This is a genomic window from Paenibacillus sp. FSL R7-0312, from assembly GCF_038004445.1.
In the GTDB taxonomy this organism is placed as follows: domain Bacteria; phylum Bacillota; class Bacilli; order Paenibacillales; family Paenibacillaceae; genus Paenibacillus_AQ.
The window spans coordinates 1,924,260-1,943,806 of record NZ_JBBORE010000001.1 but is presented as its reverse complement, the minus strand read 5'-3'; the positions used below and the strand labels follow the sequence as shown (position 1 = coordinate 1,943,806).

General features: G+C 49.6%; 13 protein-coding genes. 2 read left to right on the top strand and 11 right to left on the bottom strand.

Features of this window, described 5'->3' with window-relative positions; translation table 11 throughout:
- Positions 1 to 121 precede the first annotated feature (121 nt).
- A complete protein-coding gene (locus tag MKX70_RS08415) occupies positions 122 to 4,915 on the top strand; it encodes a DUF5057 domain-containing protein (protein WP_340839878.1) in 4,794 nt (1,597 codons plus the stop codon).
- Positions 4,916 to 4,990: 75 nt separating this feature from the next.
- On the opposite strand, the gene MKX70_RS08410 is transcribed toward MKX70_RS08415, so the two are convergent.
- From MKX70_RS08410 to MKX70_RS08400, 3 genes are read right to left on the bottom strand one after another with little or no spacing between them, the layout of a single operon-like run.
- Positions 4,991 to 6,868 (bottom strand): hypothetical protein, encoded by a 1,878-nt coding sequence (locus MKX70_RS08410; protein ID WP_340839877.1) that lies wholly within the window; start codon positions 6,866 to 6,868, stop codon positions 4,991 to 4,993.
- A gap of 15 nt (positions 6,869 to 6,883) precedes the next feature.
- Positions 6,884 to 7,477: a PulJ/GspJ family protein gene (locus MKX70_RS08405; RefSeq protein ID WP_340839876.1), complete on the bottom strand. Its 594-nt coding sequence runs from the start codon at positions 7,475 to 7,477 to the stop codon at positions 6,884 to 6,886.
- Positions 7,461 to 8,063 carry a prepilin-type N-terminal cleavage/methylation domain-containing protein gene (locus MKX70_RS08400; protein ID WP_340839875.1) on the bottom strand — a complete coding sequence of 201 codons (603 nt, stop codon included), beginning with the start codon at positions 8,061 to 8,063 and terminating at the stop codon, positions 7,461 to 7,463. Before MKX70_RS08400 ends, MKX70_RS08405 begins: the two co-directional genes overlap by 17 nt.
- Positions 8,064 to 8,327: 264 nt before the next feature.
- Here MKX70_RS08400 and MKX70_RS08395 point away from each other — a divergent pair, with 264 nt between their 5' ends.
- A complete protein-coding gene (locus MKX70_RS08395; protein WP_340781866.1) occupies positions 8,328 to 9,131 on the top strand; it encodes an alpha/beta hydrolase in 804 nt (267 codons plus the stop codon).
- Between the two features lie 189 nt (positions 9,132 to 9,320).
- On the opposite strand, the gene argH is transcribed toward MKX70_RS08395, so the two are convergent.
- The 8 genes from argH to MKX70_RS08355 all read right to left on the bottom strand — a co-directional run bounded on the left by argH (position 9,321) and on the right by MKX70_RS08355 (position 19,529).
- Complete coding sequence (gene argH / locus MKX70_RS08390) at positions 9,321 to 10,736, bottom strand: argininosuccinate lyase (RefSeq protein ID WP_340839874.1); 1,416 nt, start codon at positions 10,734 to 10,736, stop codon at positions 9,321 to 9,323.
- Between the two features lie 138 nt (positions 10,737 to 10,874).
- Positions 10,875 to 12,110: an argininosuccinate synthase gene (locus MKX70_RS08385; protein WP_039302739.1), complete on the bottom strand. Its 1,236-nt coding sequence runs from the start codon at positions 12,108 to 12,110 to the stop codon at positions 10,875 to 10,877.
- Positions 12,111 to 12,815: 705 nt separating this feature from the next.
- Positions 12,816 to 13,784, bottom strand: coding sequence for an ornithine carbamoyltransferase (argF, locus tag MKX70_RS08380; protein ID WP_042140216.1), 969 nt, complete (start codon positions 13,782 to 13,784; stop codon positions 12,816 to 12,818).
- Positions 13,781 to 15,073 carry an aspartate aminotransferase family protein gene (locus MKX70_RS08375; RefSeq protein WP_340839873.1) on the bottom strand — a complete coding sequence of 431 codons (1,293 nt, stop codon included), beginning with the start codon at positions 15,071 to 15,073 and terminating at the stop codon, positions 13,781 to 13,783. Before MKX70_RS08375 ends, argF begins: the two co-directional genes overlap by 4 nt.
- A gap of 151 nt (positions 15,074 to 15,224) precedes the next feature.
- A complete protein-coding gene (argB, locus tag MKX70_RS08370; protein ID WP_340839872.1) occupies positions 15,225 to 16,040 on the bottom strand; it encodes an acetylglutamate kinase in 816 nt (271 codons plus the stop codon).
- 110 nt (positions 16,041 to 16,150) lie between these two features.
- Positions 16,151 to 17,383: a bifunctional ornithine acetyltransferase/N-acetylglutamate synthase gene (argJ, locus tag MKX70_RS08365; RefSeq protein ID WP_340841635.1), complete on the bottom strand. Its 1,233-nt coding sequence runs from the start codon at positions 17,381 to 17,383 to the stop codon at positions 16,151 to 16,153.
- Positions 17,384 to 17,405: 22 nt separating this feature from the next.
- A complete protein-coding gene (gene argC, locus MKX70_RS08360; protein ID WP_445323653.1) occupies positions 17,406 to 18,461 on the bottom strand; it encodes an N-acetyl-gamma-glutamyl-phosphate reductase in 1,056 nt (351 codons plus the stop codon).
- Between the two features lie 183 nt (positions 18,462 to 18,644).
- Positions 18,645 to 19,529, bottom strand: coding sequence for a YitT family protein (locus tag MKX70_RS08355; protein ID WP_340839871.1), 885 nt, complete (start codon positions 19,527 to 19,529; stop codon positions 18,645 to 18,647).
- Positions 19,530 to 19,547: the final 18 nt, after the last annotated feature.

Here is a 19,547-nt window from a genome sequence, read left to right as displayed (position 1 = left end):
ATATAGCATAGAATGGATAATTTTACAACGGAAACCGACCTAAACTGCAGCCTTTATAAGGCAAAATAGAAGTTTATATGACATATTTTGTGTTATTTATAACTAATGGGGAGAGATCGCGATGAAGGTCTTGAAACGAAAAAGACTGCTGCTTATGCTTAGCCTTCCACTGGTTTTGATCATGGCTGGTATCGTCTGGAGTATGGTATCCAAAATTGACGCTGGCCCGGCCAGTTATCCGATTCGCCTGCTTGAAGTCACGGAAGACGGTGCAAGCCAGTTATCCTCCCTCAAGACCGGATTGACAGACTTTACAGTCGTTACCATGAGCATGAAGAGATTTGTAGCATTACGCGATGATCTGGATGGACAATATGACGGCATTTACATAGGTAAAGGTACCTACAGTCCCGTAACCCTGGGTAATCTTAAGGATACGGACCCTTCTGTCCGCTCCAAAGCAATGAATACCTCGGCAGTCCAGAACGATATTACGCGTCTTCGGGCGGACGATATTACTAAGCTCTTCATTGATAAGGGCTTGTATGTAATTTTCCATGAGCAAACCTTTTTAAATCAGGAGAAGTCAGGCGCCAGCAAAGGCATCCTCTATGAAACCTTCAATCCCTTGCGCAGCTCTGCAGCTAAAAAAAGCAATGTTCTTTTTTTGAATGATAATGGACTGACTGATTTCTTTAATGGTCTGAAGACCGACAGTTCCATACTGAAGCAACGCCCACAACTTGAAATTACTAACAGCAGTGAGATCAAAAACTACGTTCCGGCAACCACAGACGGGAAGATTTATGTTCCAGGTGACAAGCTGAAATTCAACTTCAGCGTCAGCAACACTATAGACCTTGAGGGTCATCCTTTGACAGCCAAGTTATACATTAACCTCGATAAATCCATTGCCATGAGTGAACAGCAGGTTGTCACTTCTGTTAAAGTGAATAAGGCTACCGGAACACTGGAGTATACGCTCCCCCGGACTTTCTCAGGGCTGTTGTACTGGAAGCTTGAAATTAGCAATCCTACCAGTACCCTGCAATTAAAAGATTTTGAACGCGGAAGTATCCGTTACCGGAATGAGAGGACCGTTGTAAAGGTTCTCCAGGTTACTCCCGCCGGAACCGGCACTATTCCTGAAAGCAGTTTGAAAAAAACTGTAAACATGAATCAGGATTATCTCGCTTCAACTGACTATTCTTTAGATATTACTGTTATGACTATGGATGAGTTCAATTCTTATGTTGAGAACACCTACACAAAAACTCAGAACTATGGCCTCAATGGCGTCTATGATATGTTATTGTTCGGTTTCCGTGATGAATATTACTTAAAAGCAATCATGAAGACTAGATCTATAGAAGCAGTGAAAAATTTTATTGGGATCTCCCACCAAAGCGTTATGTTCACACATGACACTGTCATTAACCTTTATGGCGGAAATACCTGGGTAAACAACTTCAAAGAAATTACGGGCCAAAAGGACCCTGTTATCAATCTCGGCCATAATGCACTTAATCCATCAACCAAAGTAAAACCGGTGAACGATGGCTTGCTTATGCAATATCCTTTTTACCTGAGTCAGCAGAATAGCGACGGTGCACAGTCCAGTGTAGATGTGCCTAAGGTAGCAAAAACACATAACCAGTACTTCACTCTCGATCTGGAAGATCCGACAGTTGTGCCGTGGTATAACATTATCAGCGAGTCTAGCGATAAGGACCAGCGGACACCCGATGATAGCTGGAACCACTACTATACTTATTCCAAAGGCAATGTAACCTATTCCGGCACCGGCCACCTTTTTGGATCGGGCTCCGAGACAGTGTTCCCGGCTTGGGAACAGAAACTTTTCGTTAATACTATGTACAGAGCATTTATGGGTTCTAATCACGCTCCCAGTATCACCGTTTATACACCTGACAAAGGAACTGTTATCCCGTCCTATCAAGATAAGCTGACTGTAAGCTATTCAGTAGACGATTTGGATCTGAAGGACCGCAGCGTGACTACCAGTCTAAAATTTATTGTGAATGGAACGGAAATGACCAGCCCGGATTATATTATTAAAGACCGGCGCGTAGGATCGGAAGAAACAATTACTCAGACCTTCCGAAATCCGCTTTCTGAGAGCGGGGATATTCAAATTGTGATTACGGCACAAGACGACCAGGGTGCTTCCGCTTCGCCAGTTACCATTCCCCTGACCGTAAAGAAGGTGGATTCTTCTTTATCGATTAGCCGAAGTCAATCTGCTACCAAAATAGGTAGAGACAAGACGGTAACGATAGACTACAGCATTACTCCAAAAACATTACCTTTAACGGAAGTTCAACCTCCACATCAAGGGAAAGACAACCTGGTGATTTCCAACCTGCGCTATGAGGAAACATTTGCTCCAAATCTTGAAATCAGTGCAGAAGCACTGCCGCAAGGTTTCACCAGGACTGGTAGTCTCAAAGAGGGTTACACTATTACAGCAACCTTTGATGACATCAAGTTCCTGTTAACTACAGTAGATGGAGTCAAATATTATAAGCCTGTCAACCCTAACAGTACAGTAGACCCGCTTATCTATAAATTCACCTTAAGCTTCATACCTAAGGCTGCGCAGAAATATGTCCTGGATAACTCCAGCATTACGTTTGATGAAATCCATGCTGTTGCTGAACCTGTAACTACAGCAACGCCAGCACCGACGCCTACTCCTACGCCAACACCAATAGTAACGGCTGCACCAACGCCTGTTCCGACCATAGCTCCTCCGGTGTTCCCGGGTTCTACTGCTCCTATATCAGGTCTTGGAATTGCTAAGGATTACACAGTCTTTATGCTGAAAGATATACGTTATGATAACAATAGTTTTCAAAATAGGGGTCGAACTGCTGCAGGAAGAAACGTAAAAGCACAATCATTTACCCTAGGTGATAAACTAACGGATGCAGTTCTAGTCGTTGGAAATGATTTATACTGGGGCTCTTGGGGCGGGTCAATTTCCGGCAAAGGATACTATGGAAATAATATTGAAATGCATGCCTATTTATCTGAACAAGAAAGAGCAAATATTACTAAAGGTTCTCCGTTGGACTTCGCAACAATTGGTTCACAGCTCATTAGCCGCTCTGCATATCTGGCAAGTTTAGCAGGGAATGATATTACAGTTAATGAGGAAAGCGATCTTGATGTAACCGGTAAGAATAAAGATTTAAACATCTTCAATGTAAAACCAAGTAATTTAAGTAATATTAATCTGCACAGCCTAAAAATTAATGCACCAGCAGATTCTACTGTGTTGATTAATATTGCCGGTGAATCAATCAGGTTTATAAATGGCAGTGTATTTATAACAGGTGGAGTTAGCAATAACCATATAATACTTAATTTCTATCAAGCGAAGTCCTTGACAGTTGAAAGTTACGGTGATATTAACCAATCTATACTAGCTCCATTAGCTAATATCAATCTTACTGGCAACTTTAATGGCAATATTATTGGTGAATCTTTGATAACTATAGGCTCTAACGGAATTGGAATAGGTTATTCTCCTTTTGAAGGCACCTTACCTACAGTGCCAGCCGCTACCGCAGTACCAACGGCAGTCCCTACAGCGACGGCTACTCCGGTAGCTACCGCAACAGCCACACCTGCACCTACTACTGCTGTCGCAACACCAACGGCTACTCCGGCACCAATAATAAGTGTGACCCTGACGTTCACTAGAGTTGATCTCGAAGTAATTATTGAAATCACTAAAATAACTGTACGGGATGAAACCATATTAGTTGACAGCCCGTTATCACTTCAATCCTTAGTGACGGCGATAGAGCCATCGGATGTAGCGGAAGAGAACAAATCGCTCCTGTGGACAATTGTCAGCGGCAGCAATGTCATCGAATTCACAAGCGATGATGTAATTAAAGGTATAGCTGCCGGCGAGGCTAGAATTACAGCTACGGCTCAAGATGGAAGCAACGTTATCAGCAATACAGCAACAATTACTGTAAGAAACCCTGAGCCTCCTGAACCAATACGCGTTATAACACTTACTGGTGAGGAGTCAGGAACTGTTAACTCACCTATAAACCTGACTGTTGTATATACCAGCAACCCGGTGGAAACAGATGTACGCTATATCTGGACTGTCGCACATTCTGACGGGAACGCGGTTAACAATTACCTGACAACAACGGGTCCAGCTTCACCTGTTGGAACTTTCAATGCGCCTCAAAGCGGAGAATACTACATCACGGTAACAGCAAACAGCAATAGTAATACAGTTGGCACACCTATTACTAAAAAAGTTACCATCACCAACCCTTTAACGGACTTTACCATTGAAGGTGCCGGCAGTGTATTTGTAGGTAAATCTATTGAATTAAACCTAAAGAATTTTGCGCCTAATAATGCGGATGACTACACAATTAATTGGAGCCTCGTGGGGGATGGTGATCAATTCGCTAATCTAACCAAAGCATCAACCGATACTAATGACACCAAGTATAATTTAACAGGCATTGCGCCGAAGGATATCGTCACTATTTCTGTTACGGCAGGAGGCATCACCAGGACCAAGCAAATCAAGATTGAATCGCTGGTTCTAACTGATATGCAGTTCACCGGTACTATAGTGGAAATGAACGTCGGGGATTCCAGATATCTGGATCAGCTTCTCTGGTTCTCGCCAAGAGAAATCACTCTGGATGATGTACGAAATCAATTGGATTGGGAAAGCACCTTCTCAGGTATTGCTTCCTTCCAAACTCCGGTGGACTCAAACAACCGTGGGAAAATTCATGCCCACAAAAGCGGAAGTACATTGGTAACTGTTCAATATGCCAATAACCCATTAATCAAAGCAACTATTCTTGTCAAAGTAAACCCTCTTGATACGGATGACCGTTATTAAAAAAATCTAAACTAAAAGGAGCCATTTTGCGCAGTTGATACTGCCGCGAAATGGCTCCTTTTTTATTGCAGATCTTCAGTTCACCAGTTGCATAGGTCCGACATTTACATTAACGGTTTGTACTCTGGGTAAGCTGGACTGCTGATTCTCATAAATATCCGGTTTATAATCTATCACAAAACGCTCTGGTGCAGCCGCTTGGGAGATGACTAGATTCCCTGTGCGTGGATTGGGCTCATTAACGTTTCCTTTCACTGCATTAACTGTCAGGTTGCCTTTGGCGAAAAACCCGCCTATCAGGTGGAACATAGAACCTACGCCATACAATTCTCCGCTGGAGTCTGTGTAGAAAAAAGCTTCCATCGTTTCTTCTACGCTTGGTTCGTTTACAGCAAAGGCATGAAGGCGGTTTATAAGCACTTTCCCTTTGGAGATCAGTACCAGTTCTTTAGTCTCCTCATTATTCGATCCGTTACTGCTTCGTATGCCCTTTACGTTGGCATCTTCTACTGTCGTCTCTCCCAACACCAGCATTGTTGAATCGAATTCAACATTCCCTTTGATTTTCACATTACCCGTAACTAATATATTGGCCCGGACCGGTAAAAAATCCGCGGTAAAGTTATTTATCTCCAAATTTCCGGCTACTATGAACCACCGCGGCACGCCTCCGCTTTTGGGGTCATTTGGAGTAGACGTTTCCGGCGGATAGAACAGTTTCTTATAGGCCAAACCATCAACGACCAAATTCCCATTAAAGATAATTGTAGAATCCAGAGTCTCCAACTGTTGGAGTTTCATATTATAATCATTCAAATCCTTTTGGTATTGCTCAACGACAGCTTCCTCAGCATCCGGAAGCACCTTGGCCGGAGCTACCGGCATTCCTTGAATTTGTGTAGCCTCTGGACGCGCAACGATCCAGGAGTTAAGATTCGCAATGCCAAGTTTATATTGTGCGCGCATGCTATTTCTTAGTGTTTTTTGAGTAGCCTCATCTTTCGAGAGGGTTAGCCCCTGTGCCAGCTTATCGAAGAACGACTCCTCTACGTTAATCTGGACAAATTTGTTCTTCTCTTTAATTTTGATATTGGCCGAATTCACATGCAGAATCTTATTTAAAATGTCATTCCTTGCGGTCTCCGTCTCAGGTAGAGAGGTCATATCACTTTCCTGATCTTCGGATGTACCCGGCTGAATACTCTCCTTGTATTTGATGCTGCTCATTGACTGGACATGTATCTCTCCCGGGGCTTTACCCTCAGTATTACTTGTGACCTTAGGGAAATCCAAGGTGACCTCAGGATATCTCCTTCCCAAATACGTGTACCAAGGTGTATTGGTTACTAGCAGCTTCTCCCCAGCATATACATTGCCTTTGAGGATAGGCGATCCATTAAGTCTAAGCGTCTGTTGTGTACCGAACACGTACTTGAGAAAGTCCGGATAGCTGTCAATAATGACCTGCTGCCTCAATGTCCGCTCCACCCCGTTAACCACAGCCTTGGAGCTAATAGTAATCGTGTATTGAATAGACTGTTTCCCTACCTGTTTATTCTTAGTATCATCGTATTCAATACCATCCACCGAACCGCTGCTGGTAGATTGTAATTCAGTAGCTACTTTTAGACTCGATTTATTGTCATCCAATTTTCCGAGAATATCTCCCAAGCTTTGCGGATCAATATCCTCCAGCTTGAGTCCCTGCAGCTCAGATTGGATATAGGCAGCAGCTTCATTAAGCCCCTTCTGGGCAAGATGCAGGGACTGCACATCATTCTCCCTCGTTTCACTTCGCGTCGCTCCCCCAACTGTTGCACCAAGAACCGCCAGCCCTAGAATCGTAAGGAGCAGAACCACGAACATGACCAGTACAAGAGCAGAACCGCGTTCCGACTCTATATTGGCGACAAACCGAGATACGCTGCCCTTTTTCTTTTTGCTACATTTCATTTCAGCCCATCGCCCCTAGAATCCGAATTTGCTCTCAAGATCAAGCTTCCGTGTATTGTCGCCCCGCTCCAAGATCAGTGAAAGATTGATATTCAACAAACCACTCTCACATGGCTGTATTGTATTCGCACTGCACTCCAGAGTGATAGATGAAGCTGAACCCAGCTTCGAATCAGTCGAAGTACGTGTATTGTAGGTATCCGCTGGTACCGGAGTTGCTAGAGAATCTGCAGGATCTGGAGTTACCGGATTTGAAGCCGGGTTTGATGCAGGAATCTCGTTAATCACCAACTGTCCGCCCGCTATTCCAATCTCCACCTCATCGGTTCCTCCATTGATATTGTCTCTCTGTAGAAATATAGTTTGATTCGTGCCTGAACGCACAGTACTTGGAGCAAAGGTATAGATTTCAGTAATAATAGCAGACATCAACAGGTCACTTTCATCCCTCAATGTATTCTCCATCGTAACTCTCTGATAACTCTGCACACCAAACATCATCACGCCATAGATCAGTCCGGATACCAGAGAGAACAAAGAGAGCGCCGCAATAAGCTCAATAAGTGTGAAACCCTGTTCCCTGCGGAGAAGATCAACGAATTTTCTCATCGGTAATATACCCCTCCACAACTGTCTCCTTGACATTAATCCCACCCTTGCCTGAATCCTTTACTTTAATTCGAACCGGCAAAAGAAATTCCGCAGTGGCTTGTTCAACCGGATCGGAGGAGCCGATCATCCCTTGATGCAAGGACGACTGATATTCTATATCTATATGATAATTGACGTTATTTATAGTAGGATTCAGGACCTTCGCCAAAGTTGTTACATCATTAACTGCACTACTATAGACACTGCAGCTTACAGTTGGTGTCAAGGGCACACAACCAGCAGCTTTAATCGCCGGGTGTCCTATGATCTCGGGTTGTGCTCCTGATCCGGGTCTCCCTCTAAAATATAGCTCAAGCTTCTCAAAATCCTGCTTCTCCATATAAAAGAGCGCATTACGCGCCAGATTGACCATAATGGTCTTATTCTGGTTTGATTTCGAATAGGACAGCGCATTGGTGAAGTAGGAGGTTAGCACCAGGGAAACTATCGACAAAATCACGATGGCTGCCAGCACCTCAATCAGCGTAAATCCCTCTTCCTTGCCCCGCTCTCGGTTTCGGTTCCACTTGTCTCTCCAAGACATCCTGTTCGCTCCCCGTACTCTATTGAACTGCGTTCTTAAATAGCTGTTATCAGGAAAATTACCGGATACAACAATCCGCTCCTGGGGAGCCCCCCTGTCTACAGTCCTGTACATTCCCCTGTCTCTCTGAATCTTTCTACCTACTTCCATTATATTCTTTCAACTCCGGCACCAGCAATGCTTACAAGGAATAAATCTAGAGATTTCTACAATTTATATCGCTTAGCGGCTGTGCTATTATTTGGGCTGAAAGGGGATATGCAAATGGCTTTAATCGAATGCAAGTTTTATTCGGAAGTGCTGGGGCTGAACACCTCGATGACCGTGATTCTGCCGCAGCAGACCACTACACAGATCGGAATGAGTAACGTGTCACGGGGGAACCTTCACCCTACACTGTATTTGCTGCACGGCTTGTCCGATGATGATTCAATCTGGCTGCGCCGGACCTCGATTGAGCGTTATGTAGCGCAGATGGGCATTGCCGTTGTTATGCCTCAGGTCCACCGCAGCTTCTATACCGACATGGCGGCAGGCGGACAGTATTGGAGCTTTATCAGCGAGGAGCTGCCGGCGCTGGCCCGTTCGTTCTTCCCGTTGTCGGCGAAACGCGAGGATAACTTCGTAGCCGGACTGTCGATGGGCGGTTATGGAGCGATGAAGCTGGGACTGCGCAAGCCCGAGAACTGGGCCGCTGCTGCTAGTCTGTCGGGGGCACTCGATATGGCGCATCATTTCATGAACTGGGAAGATAAATCACAGAAGACGAAGGAGTATATGCAAATTTTTGGAGACAAGGACATTGCAGGCACTCCTGAAGACCTGCTGTGGCTGCTGAAGGAAGCAGACCGCTCCAAAGGGCCGAAGCCCCTTCTCTATCAATGCTGCGGCACCGAGGATTTCCTCTATGAGGACAATCAGACGTTCCGTAAGGCCTGCTCCAAGACCAAGCTGTCACTGACTTACGAGGAAGGGCCTGGCGAGCATGAATGGGGGTATTGGGATACCAAGATCCGTGATGTACTGAACTGGCTGCCACTCGGCCAAGTAAAGTCCGCTGACTTGTAAGCGGATACCCACAGCGTATGTGAATTATAACTTCATTCCTGCAAAAAAAGACTGTCCTCCCGCATCCTATCGATGCGGTAGAGGACAGTCTTTTTGAAAAGATAAGAATTTATATGCTTTGCACAATAAATGATCCGTATCGTTTCCACTTGTTGATTCAGTTATATCCGCTGCCAGCCTAGCTGCTTCTTATTGTGCAGCATCCCCATGCTTCACAACCCATTCATTCGCCACCTGCAGAGCTGCCTCGGCCCGTTCAATCGCTGCCTGCACCTGAACAGTAGCTGTGCCGCCGTATACGTTACGGGCGTTCACAACCGCCTCCGGCTGCAGTACAGCGTAGATCTGATCATCGAACAGCGGCGAGAACTGTTTGAATTCTTCCAGGGTAAGATCCAGCAGGAATTTGCCTTCATTGATGCAGTACAATACGGTCTTGCCGATAACCTCATGCGCCTGGCGGAAAGGCAGGCCTTTGCCCACCAGGAAGTCAGCGATATCGGTCGCATTGGAGAAGTCGGTGTTGACGGCTTCGCGCATCCGCACCTTGTTCACCTTCATCGTAGAGATCATCGGCGCGAACAGCTGCAATGCTCCTGTCAGGGTGGCTACCGTATCGAACATGCCTTCCTTGTCTTCCTGCATATCCTTGTTATAGGCCAGCGGCAGCGATTTGAGCACGGTCAGGAGTCCGATTAGGTTGCCGTAGACGCGGCCTGTCTTGCCGCGCACAAGCTCCGGCACATCCGGGTTCTTCTTCTGCGGCATGATGCTGCTGCCGGTGCAGAAGGCATCGTCCAGCTCCACGAAGCTGAATTCCGTGCTGCTCCACAGCACCAGCTCTTCGCTGAGCCGGGACAGGTGAGTCATCACCAGCGCTGCGTTGGCCAGGAACTCAACGATGAAGTCACGGTCGCTGACAGCGTCCAGGCTGTTCTCATAGACGCTGTCGAAGCCAAGCTGCTCTGCCACGAAGTGGCGGTCAATTGGGAACGTTGTTCCCGCCAGCGCCCCTGCACCCAGCGGCAGCACATTGATCCGCTTGTAGCTGTCGGTCAGGCGCTCCGCATCGCGGCGGAACATGGACACATAAGCCAGCAGATGATGCGCGAACAGAATTGGCTGAGCGCGCTGCAAATGGGTGTAGCCCGGTACAATGGTCTCCACATTGTCCTTGGCTTGCCCGATCAGCGCGTCCTGCAGCTCATGCAGGAGAGCCACCAGCTCTACTACACGGTTACGCAAGTAGAGATGCATATCCGTCGCTACCTGATCGTTGCGGCTGCGGCCGGTGTGCAGCTTGCCGCCGACCGGGCCGATCTCTTCGATCAGATTCTTTTCAATATTCATATGAATATCTTCATCGGCTACAGAGAACACAATCTCTCCCGCACGCACTTTATCCAATACCTTATTCAGTCCGTTCTTGATCGTCTCCACATCATCCTGCGGCAGAATCCCGCATTTGCCCAGCATCGTAACATGCGCCAGACTGCCCTGCACATCCTCTTCCGCAAGTGCCTTGTCGAATCCGATGGAAGCCGTATACTCCTCCACCAGCTTGTTCGTTCCTTTGGTAAAACGTCCGCCCCACAGCTTGCTCACCTGTTGTTTCCTCCTCGATTGACGTTAGAAGGGCCGCCCCTGTCCGGATGGGAGGAACGGCCTTCTTCTGTCCGCTTATATTGTGTGATGCTGTATACATTCTTATATTTTGAAAAACCGCTAAGCGGCTATATGCTGCTACTTGTTGGACTCTGCTACGCCGGCCGATACCTTCAGGCGCAGAGCATTCAGACGGATAAAGCCAGTTGCATCTCCCTGGTCATATGCCTGTGTAGGATCTGCTTCCATAGTAGCGATATCCGGGTTGTACAGGCTGACCGGACTCTTCACACCGGCTCCGATGATGTTGCCCTTGTACAGCTTGACGCGTACAGTACCGGTTACGTTCTTCTGGCTTTCCTTCACCAGAGCCTGCAAGGCAAGCCGTTCAGGAGCAAACCAGAAGCCGTTGTACACAAGCGTGCTGTAACGGGTGATCAGACTGTCGCGCAGATTCATGACTTCACGGTCCATGGTGATCGACTCCATTTTGCGGTGAGCGGTGAACAGGATCGTTCCGCCCGGTGTTTCGTACACGCCGCGGCTCTTCATGCCGACGAAACGATTCTCCACCATATCCACACGTCCGATGCCATGCTTACCGCCAAGCTCATTCAGCTTCTCCATGACTTGCAGCGGGGATAACGGTTCGCCGTTCAGCGCTACGCAATCGCCCTTCAGGAAGTCCAGCTCCAGATATTCCGCTTCATCCGGAGCATCCTCCGGCGCATTCGACAGCAGGAACATTTCTTTGTTCTCCGGTGCGCTTGGATCAAACCAAGGATCCTCCAGCACGCCGCTCTCATAGCTGATATGTAACAGGTTGCGGTCCATCGAGTACGGCTTGGCTGCTGATGCTTGCACCGGAATGCCATTGGCTTCAGCATAAGCGATCATTTCCGCACGTCCCGGGAACTGGTTGCGGAACTCTTCCAGACGCCAAGGTGCAATTACTTTGATGCTTGGTGACAAGGCAGCGGCGTTTAATTCGAAACGCACCTGGTCATTCCCTTTACCGGTTGCCCCGTGAGCAATGGCAGTTGCGCCTTCGGCGATGGCGATGTCCACCATCCGCTTAGCGATCAGCGGACGGGCAATGCTTGTACCCAGCAGGTATTGGCCTTCATAAAGCGCACCCGACTGGAACATCGGGTAGATGAAATCATTCGCGAATTCGTCGCGCAGATCATCAATGTAGACTTTGGAGGCGCCGGTCGCCAGCGCTTTTTCCTCCAGGCCGTCCAGCTCTTCCTTTTGGCCGATATCGGCTGTAAAAGCAATAATCTCCGCGTCATACGTTTCTTTCAGCCATTTCAGAATGACTGAGGTATCCAATCCGCCGGAATAGGCGAGTACGATTTTTTCTTTTGCCATGGGGGTTTAACTTCCTTTCGTTGTGGGGGAGGTTATAAGATCAACTGCAATCTCATAATCGGGTTTTGGACGTCACTGCAGAGAATATTTGGACTTCCGGCCGCTGTTGTCTCCAGATATCTTTGAATATACCGCTGTAGCGGACAATATCCGGAGACAAAGGCGGACGCTAACGCTCCTACAGTTCCAAAATCCCCTTTCGATCCTTCTACCCCTCTTATTTCAATCCAGTTCATCTTATATAGGTTTGTATATAAGATAAGATCCAAACAGGCTTACCCCTGTTTTACTCTACGATTCAAACAACTAACAGGACTTATATAGGCTTAGTACAATGTCAGATTTAAACTAGTGAAAACTACTTTGGTAAATCGCTTGCTGAGGGTTTGCAGTAACCCGATTACGGTGTATATGCAGGTTTAATTGTACTTTATACAACTAAATCGTCTGATTTTCAACCGATTACCCATTTAGTTGTATTTCATACAATTATAATGCCCGTTGCACGCGGTTTTCACCTATTCGGGCAGATTTAGTTGTACAGACTACAGTTATAAGAGGCAAGCCTCCCTTTTCGCTGTTTTTAATTGCACAGTATACAACTATCACTGAATTTCACTTGGAACTGAATACATTCATTGCTCTGAATACATCCATTGCTTCCTTGTTGTATTAAATCAATTCTTTAGTTCTGGTTGTACTAGTCTAGCCCATCAAAGCAGCCATAAGCGCCTTCTGCGCATGCAGGCGGTTCTCCGCCTGATCGAAGATGACGGAGTTCGGTCCGTCAATGACACCGGTGCTGACCTCTTCCTCACGGTGGGCCGGCAGGCAGTGCAGGAACAGATAGTCGCTTTTGGCACCCTTCACGAGTTCCTCATTGACCTGATAATCCTTGAACGCCGCTTCACGCGCCAGCTGTTCAGCCTCAAAGCCCATGCTCGCCCATACATCCGTATAGATCACATCAGCGTCCTGTACCGCCTCCTGCGGGCTGCGGGTAACGGTGATGACCGAACCTGTCTCCTTAGCGATCTCGCGCGCCTCGGCCACTACAGCTGCGTCAGGCTCATATCCTTCCGGTCCGGCGATCGAGACATGTACACCCAGCTTGGCACCGCCGATCAGCAGGGAATGCGCCATGTTGTTGCCGTCGCCGATATATGCCAGCTTCAAGCCCTTCAGCTTGCCCTTGTGCTCGTATACAGTCTGGTAATCCGCCAGAACCTGGCACGGATGCGCCAGATCGCTCAGGCCGTTGATAACCGGAACAGATGCATAACGGGCCAATTCTTCCACTTTATCATGGCCGAAGGTACGGATCATGATACCGTCCAGATAACGCGACATCACCTGCGCCGTATCACCAACCGTCTCACCGCGGCCGAGCTGGATATCATTTTTGCTGAGGAACAGCGCATGGCCGCCCAGCTGATACATCCCCACTTCAAACGACACACGTGTACGGGTAGAAGATTTCTCAAAAATAAGCCCGATCGTCTTGCCCAGCAGCGGCTGGTAGACTTCACCGTTCTTAGCTTTGCGTTTCAGCTCAATCGCCAAATCAATCAAATACGTGATTTCCTCCGGGCTATAATCATTCAGCTCCAGAAGGTCACGTCCTTTGAGCTGTGCGGCAATAGCCTCTGTAACACCCGTTGTTCCCTGACTCATGAATCTGCCTCCCCGTTTGCTCTATTAGCATAAGTATGAATTAGTTCCGAAAGGATGTCCACCGCCTGGTCGATCTCCTCGCGGGTTACGTATAAATTAGGCAGCAGGCGAACGACATTTGGTCCGGCTTGGACGAACAGCAATCCGCGCTGCTGTCCCGCCAGCACAATCTCGGCCACAGGCTCTGCACATTCAATTCCGATCAGCAGGCCTTTGCCGCGGATATCCTTCACGAAGGTTGTGTCCGCCAGCTTCTCTCTGAGCAAGCCGGTCAGATAATCGCCCATCTCAGCAGCACGCTGCGCCAGCCCGTCTTCCAGCATCGTCTCAATCGTCGCTTCCATGACCGCCGCGGCCAGCGGTGTGCCGCCGAAGGTAGTCGCATGACTGCCCGGGCTGAATGCTTCACGCAGATATCCCTTGCCCAGCATAACACCGGCAGGGAAACCGCTGGCCACGCCTTTGGCCAAGGTGAAGATATCCGGCTCAATGCCATAATGCTGATGGGCGAACAGCTTGCCTGTACGGCCCATGCCAGTCTGCACTTCGTCCACGATGAGCAGCAGTCCATGCTCCTTGCACAGCGCGACTACAGCATCCAGGAAATCCTGCTGCACCTCAATAACGCCGCCCTCGGCCAGCACCATCTCCAGCATGATCGCTGCCGTATGCTCCGTGATTGCAGCCTTCAGCGCCTCCAGATCATGGAGAGGCACAGTCTTGAAGCCTGCCGGAAGCGGAAGGAAGCCTTCTTTTACCTTCGCCTGACCTGTAGCTGTTAACGTAGCCAGCGTGCGTCCGTGGAAGGACTGCTCGAATGTAATTACTTCGTAGCGGTCCGCACCCTTCACCTTCTGATGATACCGGCGCGCCAGCTTAATCGCTGCTTCATTCGCTTCCGCTCCGCTGTTACAGAAGAACACCTGATCCGCACAGCTGTTAGCGGTAAGCAGCGCAGCAACCCTGTCCTGGCCCGGAATGTGAAATAGGTTCGAGACATGCCACAGCGTATCAATCTGTTCCTTCAGCTTCGCGCCGACCTTCTCCGGAGCATGGCCCAGGCTGGTTACAGCGAGTCCGCACATGAAATCCAGGTATTTGTTGCCCTGATCATCCCACACCCAGCTGCCCTTGCCCTTGACTAGACTAATATCATATCTGGCGTACGACGGGAATACCGCACTCAGCTTGGCAGGAGCAGTAGCGGCCCCCTGTTCCTTCGTTTCCACAGAACGTTCCTGCGGCGCCCCCGTCAAAGAATCCTTGCCCAACTTTGTAAGCTCACTCATTCTCAGTCACTCTCCCACCATGCTGCTGCCGGATTACCGTCAGCGCCTCTAATTTACTTTCTGCTCTACCAAGTACCTATCAGCCAGATGCCAATCAATTCAACATTGCACTATCTATCCCACTCTAGCAGTTTAGCTGCTAACTGCATAATTATCGGACAATCCGCGTCCCCAGCTCTTCACCCTGCAGCACCCGGCTGAGCACATTCGGCTCTTTGCCGTCGACAATGACAACCTCGGACACCTTGCCCTGAATGCAGTCCATCGCAGCACGCACTTTGGGAATCATTCCGCCGTAGATTTCACCATCCGCAATCAGCGCCTCAATCTGCGCCACCGTCACGGACGGAAGCACAACCTTCTCTCCGTCCAGCTCACGCATAATTCCCGGTACATCCGTAACCACGATCATCGTAGGCGATCCCACAAAAGATGCCACCGCTCCGGCAGCTGTGTCCGCATTAATGTTGTAACGTTGACCCCCGCCATCTACACCGATAGGTGCGATTACCGGGATGTAACCCATCGCGAGGATACCCGTCACAATCTCCGCTCTGACCTCGGTTACTTCGCCCACCATACCCAATACATCGCTGTTCGCAACCGGACGCGCCATAATCAGGTTGCCGTCAACGCCGGATAATCCGAGCGCCTGCCCGCCGATGGCTTGAATCCGGCGGATAATCGCCTTATTAATGCTTCCGGCCAGCGTCATCTCTACCACATCGAGCACTTCTTCCGTCGTCACCCGCAGGCCGTTCACGAAGCTGCTCTCAATGCCGAGCTTCTCCAGATTCCCCGAGATCGCCGGACCGCCGCCGTGAACAATGACAGGCTGAACCCCGCTTCGCTGCAGCTCCCGCAAATCCTCAAAGAACGAATCCGGCAGCGCAGCCAGCGTACTCCCGCCGCATTTCATCACGAACAGGCCTCTGCCCGGCTGCTTCTCTATAGGTTCTAACGTCATCTCTCAGTTACCTCCCTATAAGCTGAACTCAAGATACTAACTTAAAGTTCAGTCGTCACTACAGTGAATATCTGGACTTCCGGCCGCTGCCCTCCGCCAACCAGCGCAGATCAGGTTCGGTACGCGGCATTAATACGCACATAATCATAAGTGAGATCGCAGCCCCAGGCCGTGGCACTTCCGCTTCCGTCTGACAAGGTTACCGTAATCAGCACCGTATCACTCTTTTGCAGATAATAGAGAGCCTGCTCTTCGTCAAAAGCTACCGGACGCGACGTCCGCAGCACCTCTATATCTCCCAGCTTAATATCTACCTGCTCCGGAGATACCGGAACTCCCGCGCGGCCTACAGCAGCGATAATCCGTCCCCAGTTGGCATCCGCACCGAAGATCGCAGATTTCACCAGACTCGATCCGACTACGGTCTTGGCAATAGCTGCAGCACCTTCATCATGCACTGCACCATTCACCTGCACTTCGATCAGCTTCGTGGCACCTTCCCCGTCACGGGCAATCGCCATCGCCAGACTCCGGCATACATGCGTGAACGCTGCGGCAAAAGCCTCCCAATCCGGATGCAGACGCGTCAGCTTCTCATTTCCCGCCAGGCCGCTCGCCATAGCGACCAGCATATCATTCGTGCTAGTATCTCCATCCACTGTAATCATATTAAAAGTAGAGTTGGTCGCACTGCGCAGCAAGCTGAGCAGATCCTCGGCATCAATGACTGCATCTGTGGTCATGAAGCCCAGCATCGTCGCCATATTGGGGTGAATCATGCCCGAACCCTTAGCGGCTCCGGCAATAACTACCTCTGCACCGCCCACCGTCAGCTTTACGCAGCTTTCTTTTTTGACCAGGTCCGTTGTCAGAATCGCCTGGCTGAACTCCTCCGCACCGGCAGCTCCGCCGTCCAGCTTCTCCGGCAGTCCGGTGATGCCGCTGCGCACACAGTCCATCTTCAGCAGCTCCCCGATTACCCCGGTCGAGGCTACCGCCACATCCAGCTCGTTCACGCCCAAATAACGGGCAGCCGCAGCGCGCATCTCATACGCATCCGCTTCACCCTGGTCACCTGTGCAGGCATTGGCATTCCCGCTGTTCACGATTACCGCCTGCAGTGTCCCGTTCGCCAGACTCTCCCGTGTTACCTTCAGCGGAGCCGCCTGAAATACATTCGTGGTAAAAACCGCAGCAGCCGTCGCCGGAACCTCGCAGAGAATAGCTCCGAGGTCGTTACGTTCGGTTTTTTTGAGACCGCAATGCAGCCCTCCTGAAGTGAAGCCCTTAGGTGTAGTAATACTTCCGCCTTCCACGACGGTATATAGTCTGTTCTCGCTCATGTTATAGTTTGACCGCTGCACTTTATGGATACACTGGTGTGTAGCCAAGACCGCGGGTTTCCTCCCATCCCATCATCAAATTCAGGTTCTGAATCGCCTGTCCTGCAGCGCCTTTAACGATATTGTCAATGACCGACACAATGGTGACCCGTCCGGTACGTGCGTCTGTCGCGAAGCCGATGTCGCAATAGTTCGATCCGCTGACTTCCTTCGTCGCCGGAACCACTCCGGGCTCGCGCACGCGCACATACGGTCTGCCTGCATAATACCTACGGTATAAATCTACTAGTTCCTGTTCACTATGTTCGCCAATCAGTCCGGCATACATCGTGCTCATAATCCCCCGGGTCATCGGCACAAGATGCGTAGTGAAGGTTACCGTTACTTTTTCTCCTGCGATATCGGTAAGCACCTGCTCAATTTCCGGGATATGCTGATGTTTGTTGATTTTGTAGGCTTTGAAGTTCTCATTGATCTCGGCAAAATGAACCATAAGGCTCGTTCCCCGCCCTGCCCCGGACACCCCGGATTTCGCATCAATAATGATGCTGTCCGGCTTGATCCAGCCTGCCTCAAGCGCCGGAACCAGTCCCAGCAGCGTAGCTGTGGGATAACAGCCGGGATTAGAAATGAAGTCCACACCGGCGGCACGCTCACCGTATACCTCGCATAACCCGTACACCGCCTGCTGCAGATACGCTTCCGGCGGAGCGGGATGCTTATACCACTGCTCATACTCCGCGCCGTCCTTCAGCCGGAAATCGCCCGACAGGTCAACGACCTTGAGGCCGGCTTCGAGCAGCTGGGGCACCAGCTTCGCGCTCACTCCAGAAGGCGTAGCTGTGAATACGACATCCGCCCTGCCGGCAATCTCTGCCGCATCCACACCATCCAGATTGCGCTGCACAATTCCCGTCAGATGCGGGAAGCCTTCCTCAATCGGCGCACCGGCGCTCGAAGAAGATATTACTGAAGTAATCTCTATATCAGGGTGGCTCTGCAGCAGCCTGATCAGCTCTACGCCCCCATATCCCGTTGATCCGACAATCGCCGCTCTCAGCTTGCCTGTCACTGTCATCCCCGCTTCCCGTTTCTGCTTTATATCATTATTACCTGTGAATAACCGTTCTGCAAATATGTATTATTATACGACCGAATTAATATAAATACAACATGTAACGTTAACTTTCTTCGGAGATTCCCACTCGAAACGACCATGCCTTTTATCAATAGAAAAGCGCAGAGCTCCCCTAAAGGGAGTCTACGCTTCTCTTTTGAAACCTTCGCCCAGCACTTCATGGGCTTCCGTAATAATTACAAATGCACTCGGATCTACCGAGCGGACGATCGCCTTGAGTCTCGTAATTTCATTCTGGCCTACCACCACCATCAGCACGGTACGATTATCTCCGGTGTAGCCGCCTTGCGCATTCAGCTTGGTCAGCCCGCGGTCCAGATCATTCAGAATCGCCTGCGAGATACCCTCTGTCTGATCGGAGATAATATACGCCACCTTCGTGGTGCTGAAGCCAACCTCCAGCGCATTGATTACCTTGCCCGTCACGAACAGTCCGATTAGTGCATACATTGCCTGCTCCATGCCCAGCACAAAAGCAGCCAGCGTAATCACCGTACCATCCAGCAGCACGACGGACAGCGAGAAGCTGAAGCCGGTAAGCTTTTGAATAATCTGCGCGAGTATGGTCAGTCCGCCTGTTGATCCGCGTCCGCGAAAGACCAGACCGAGGCCCAGCCCCACACCGATCCCTCCATAAATAGAGGCCAGGAGCGGATTTGTAGTCGGCACCGGACCATCCTTGGTCAGGAAGATAAACAGCGGCAGCACAAAACTCCCCAGCAGCGAGCGGATACCGTACTGTTTACCGAGGAATAGTACCCCGAGAATAAAGAGCGGAATATTAAGCGCCCACTGGGTAAAAGCCGGCTCCGCCCCAAACCAGGCCTCGGCAAGCACCGACAACCCCGATACCCCTCCGGAAGCAATCTGGTTCGGGAGAAAGAACAGGTTGAATGCCAGCCCCGTAATCAGCGAGCCGATCAGAATGAGCGCAATATCCACGGTATGACGCAGCGGCCCGTTTAGCGGGATGAGCGGAGGTTTGTTGCGTGAATTGATTTTTTGCATAGTTGCCTGTGCTCCTTA

Bases quoted from the DNA above. Each gene is read 5' to 3' on its own strand.
- MKX70_RS08415 (WP_340839878.1), top strand. From the start codon at position 122: ATGAAGGTCTTGAAACGAAAAAGACTGCTGCTTATGCTTAGCCTTCCA.
- MKX70_RS08410 (WP_340839877.1), bottom strand. From the start codon at position 6,868: ATGAAATGTAGCAAAAAGAAAAAGGGCAGCGTATCTCGGTTTGTCGCC.
- MKX70_RS08405 (WP_340839876.1), bottom strand. From the start codon at position 7,477: ATGAGAAAATTCGTTGATCTTCTCCGCAGGGAACAGGGTTTCACACTT.
- MKX70_RS08400 (WP_340839875.1), bottom strand. From the start codon at position 8,063: ATGTCTTGGAGAGACAAGTGGAACCGAAACCGAGAGCGGGGCAAGGAA.
- MKX70_RS08395 (WP_340781866.1), top strand. From the start codon at position 8,328: ATGGCTTTAATCGAATGCAAGTTTTATTCGGAAGTGCTGGGGCTGAAC.
- MKX70_RS08385 (WP_039302739.1), bottom strand. From the start codon at position 12,110: ATGGCAAAAGAAAAAATCGTACTCGCCTATTCCGGCGGATTGGATACC.
- argF (WP_042140216.1), bottom strand. From the start codon at position 13,784: ATGAGTCAGGGAACAACGGGTGTTACAGAGGCTATTGCCGCACAGCTC.
- MKX70_RS08375 (WP_340839873.1), bottom strand. From the start codon at position 15,073: ATGAGTGAGCTTACAAAGTTGGGCAAGGATTCTTTGACGGGGGCGCCG.
- argB (WP_340839872.1), bottom strand. From the start codon at position 16,040: ATGACGTTAGAACCTATAGAGAAGCAGCCGGGCAGAGGCCTGTTCGTG.
- argJ (WP_340841635.1), bottom strand. From the start codon at position 17,383: ATGAGCGAGAACAGACTATATACCGTCGTGGAAGGCGGAAGTATTACT.
- argC (WP_445323653.1), bottom strand. From the start codon at position 18,461: ATGACAGTGACAGGCAAGCTGAGAGCGGCGATTGTCGGATCAACGGGA.
- MKX70_RS08355 (WP_340839871.1), bottom strand. From the start codon at position 19,529: ATGCAAAAAATCAATTCACGCAACAAACCTCCGCTCATCCCGCTAAAC.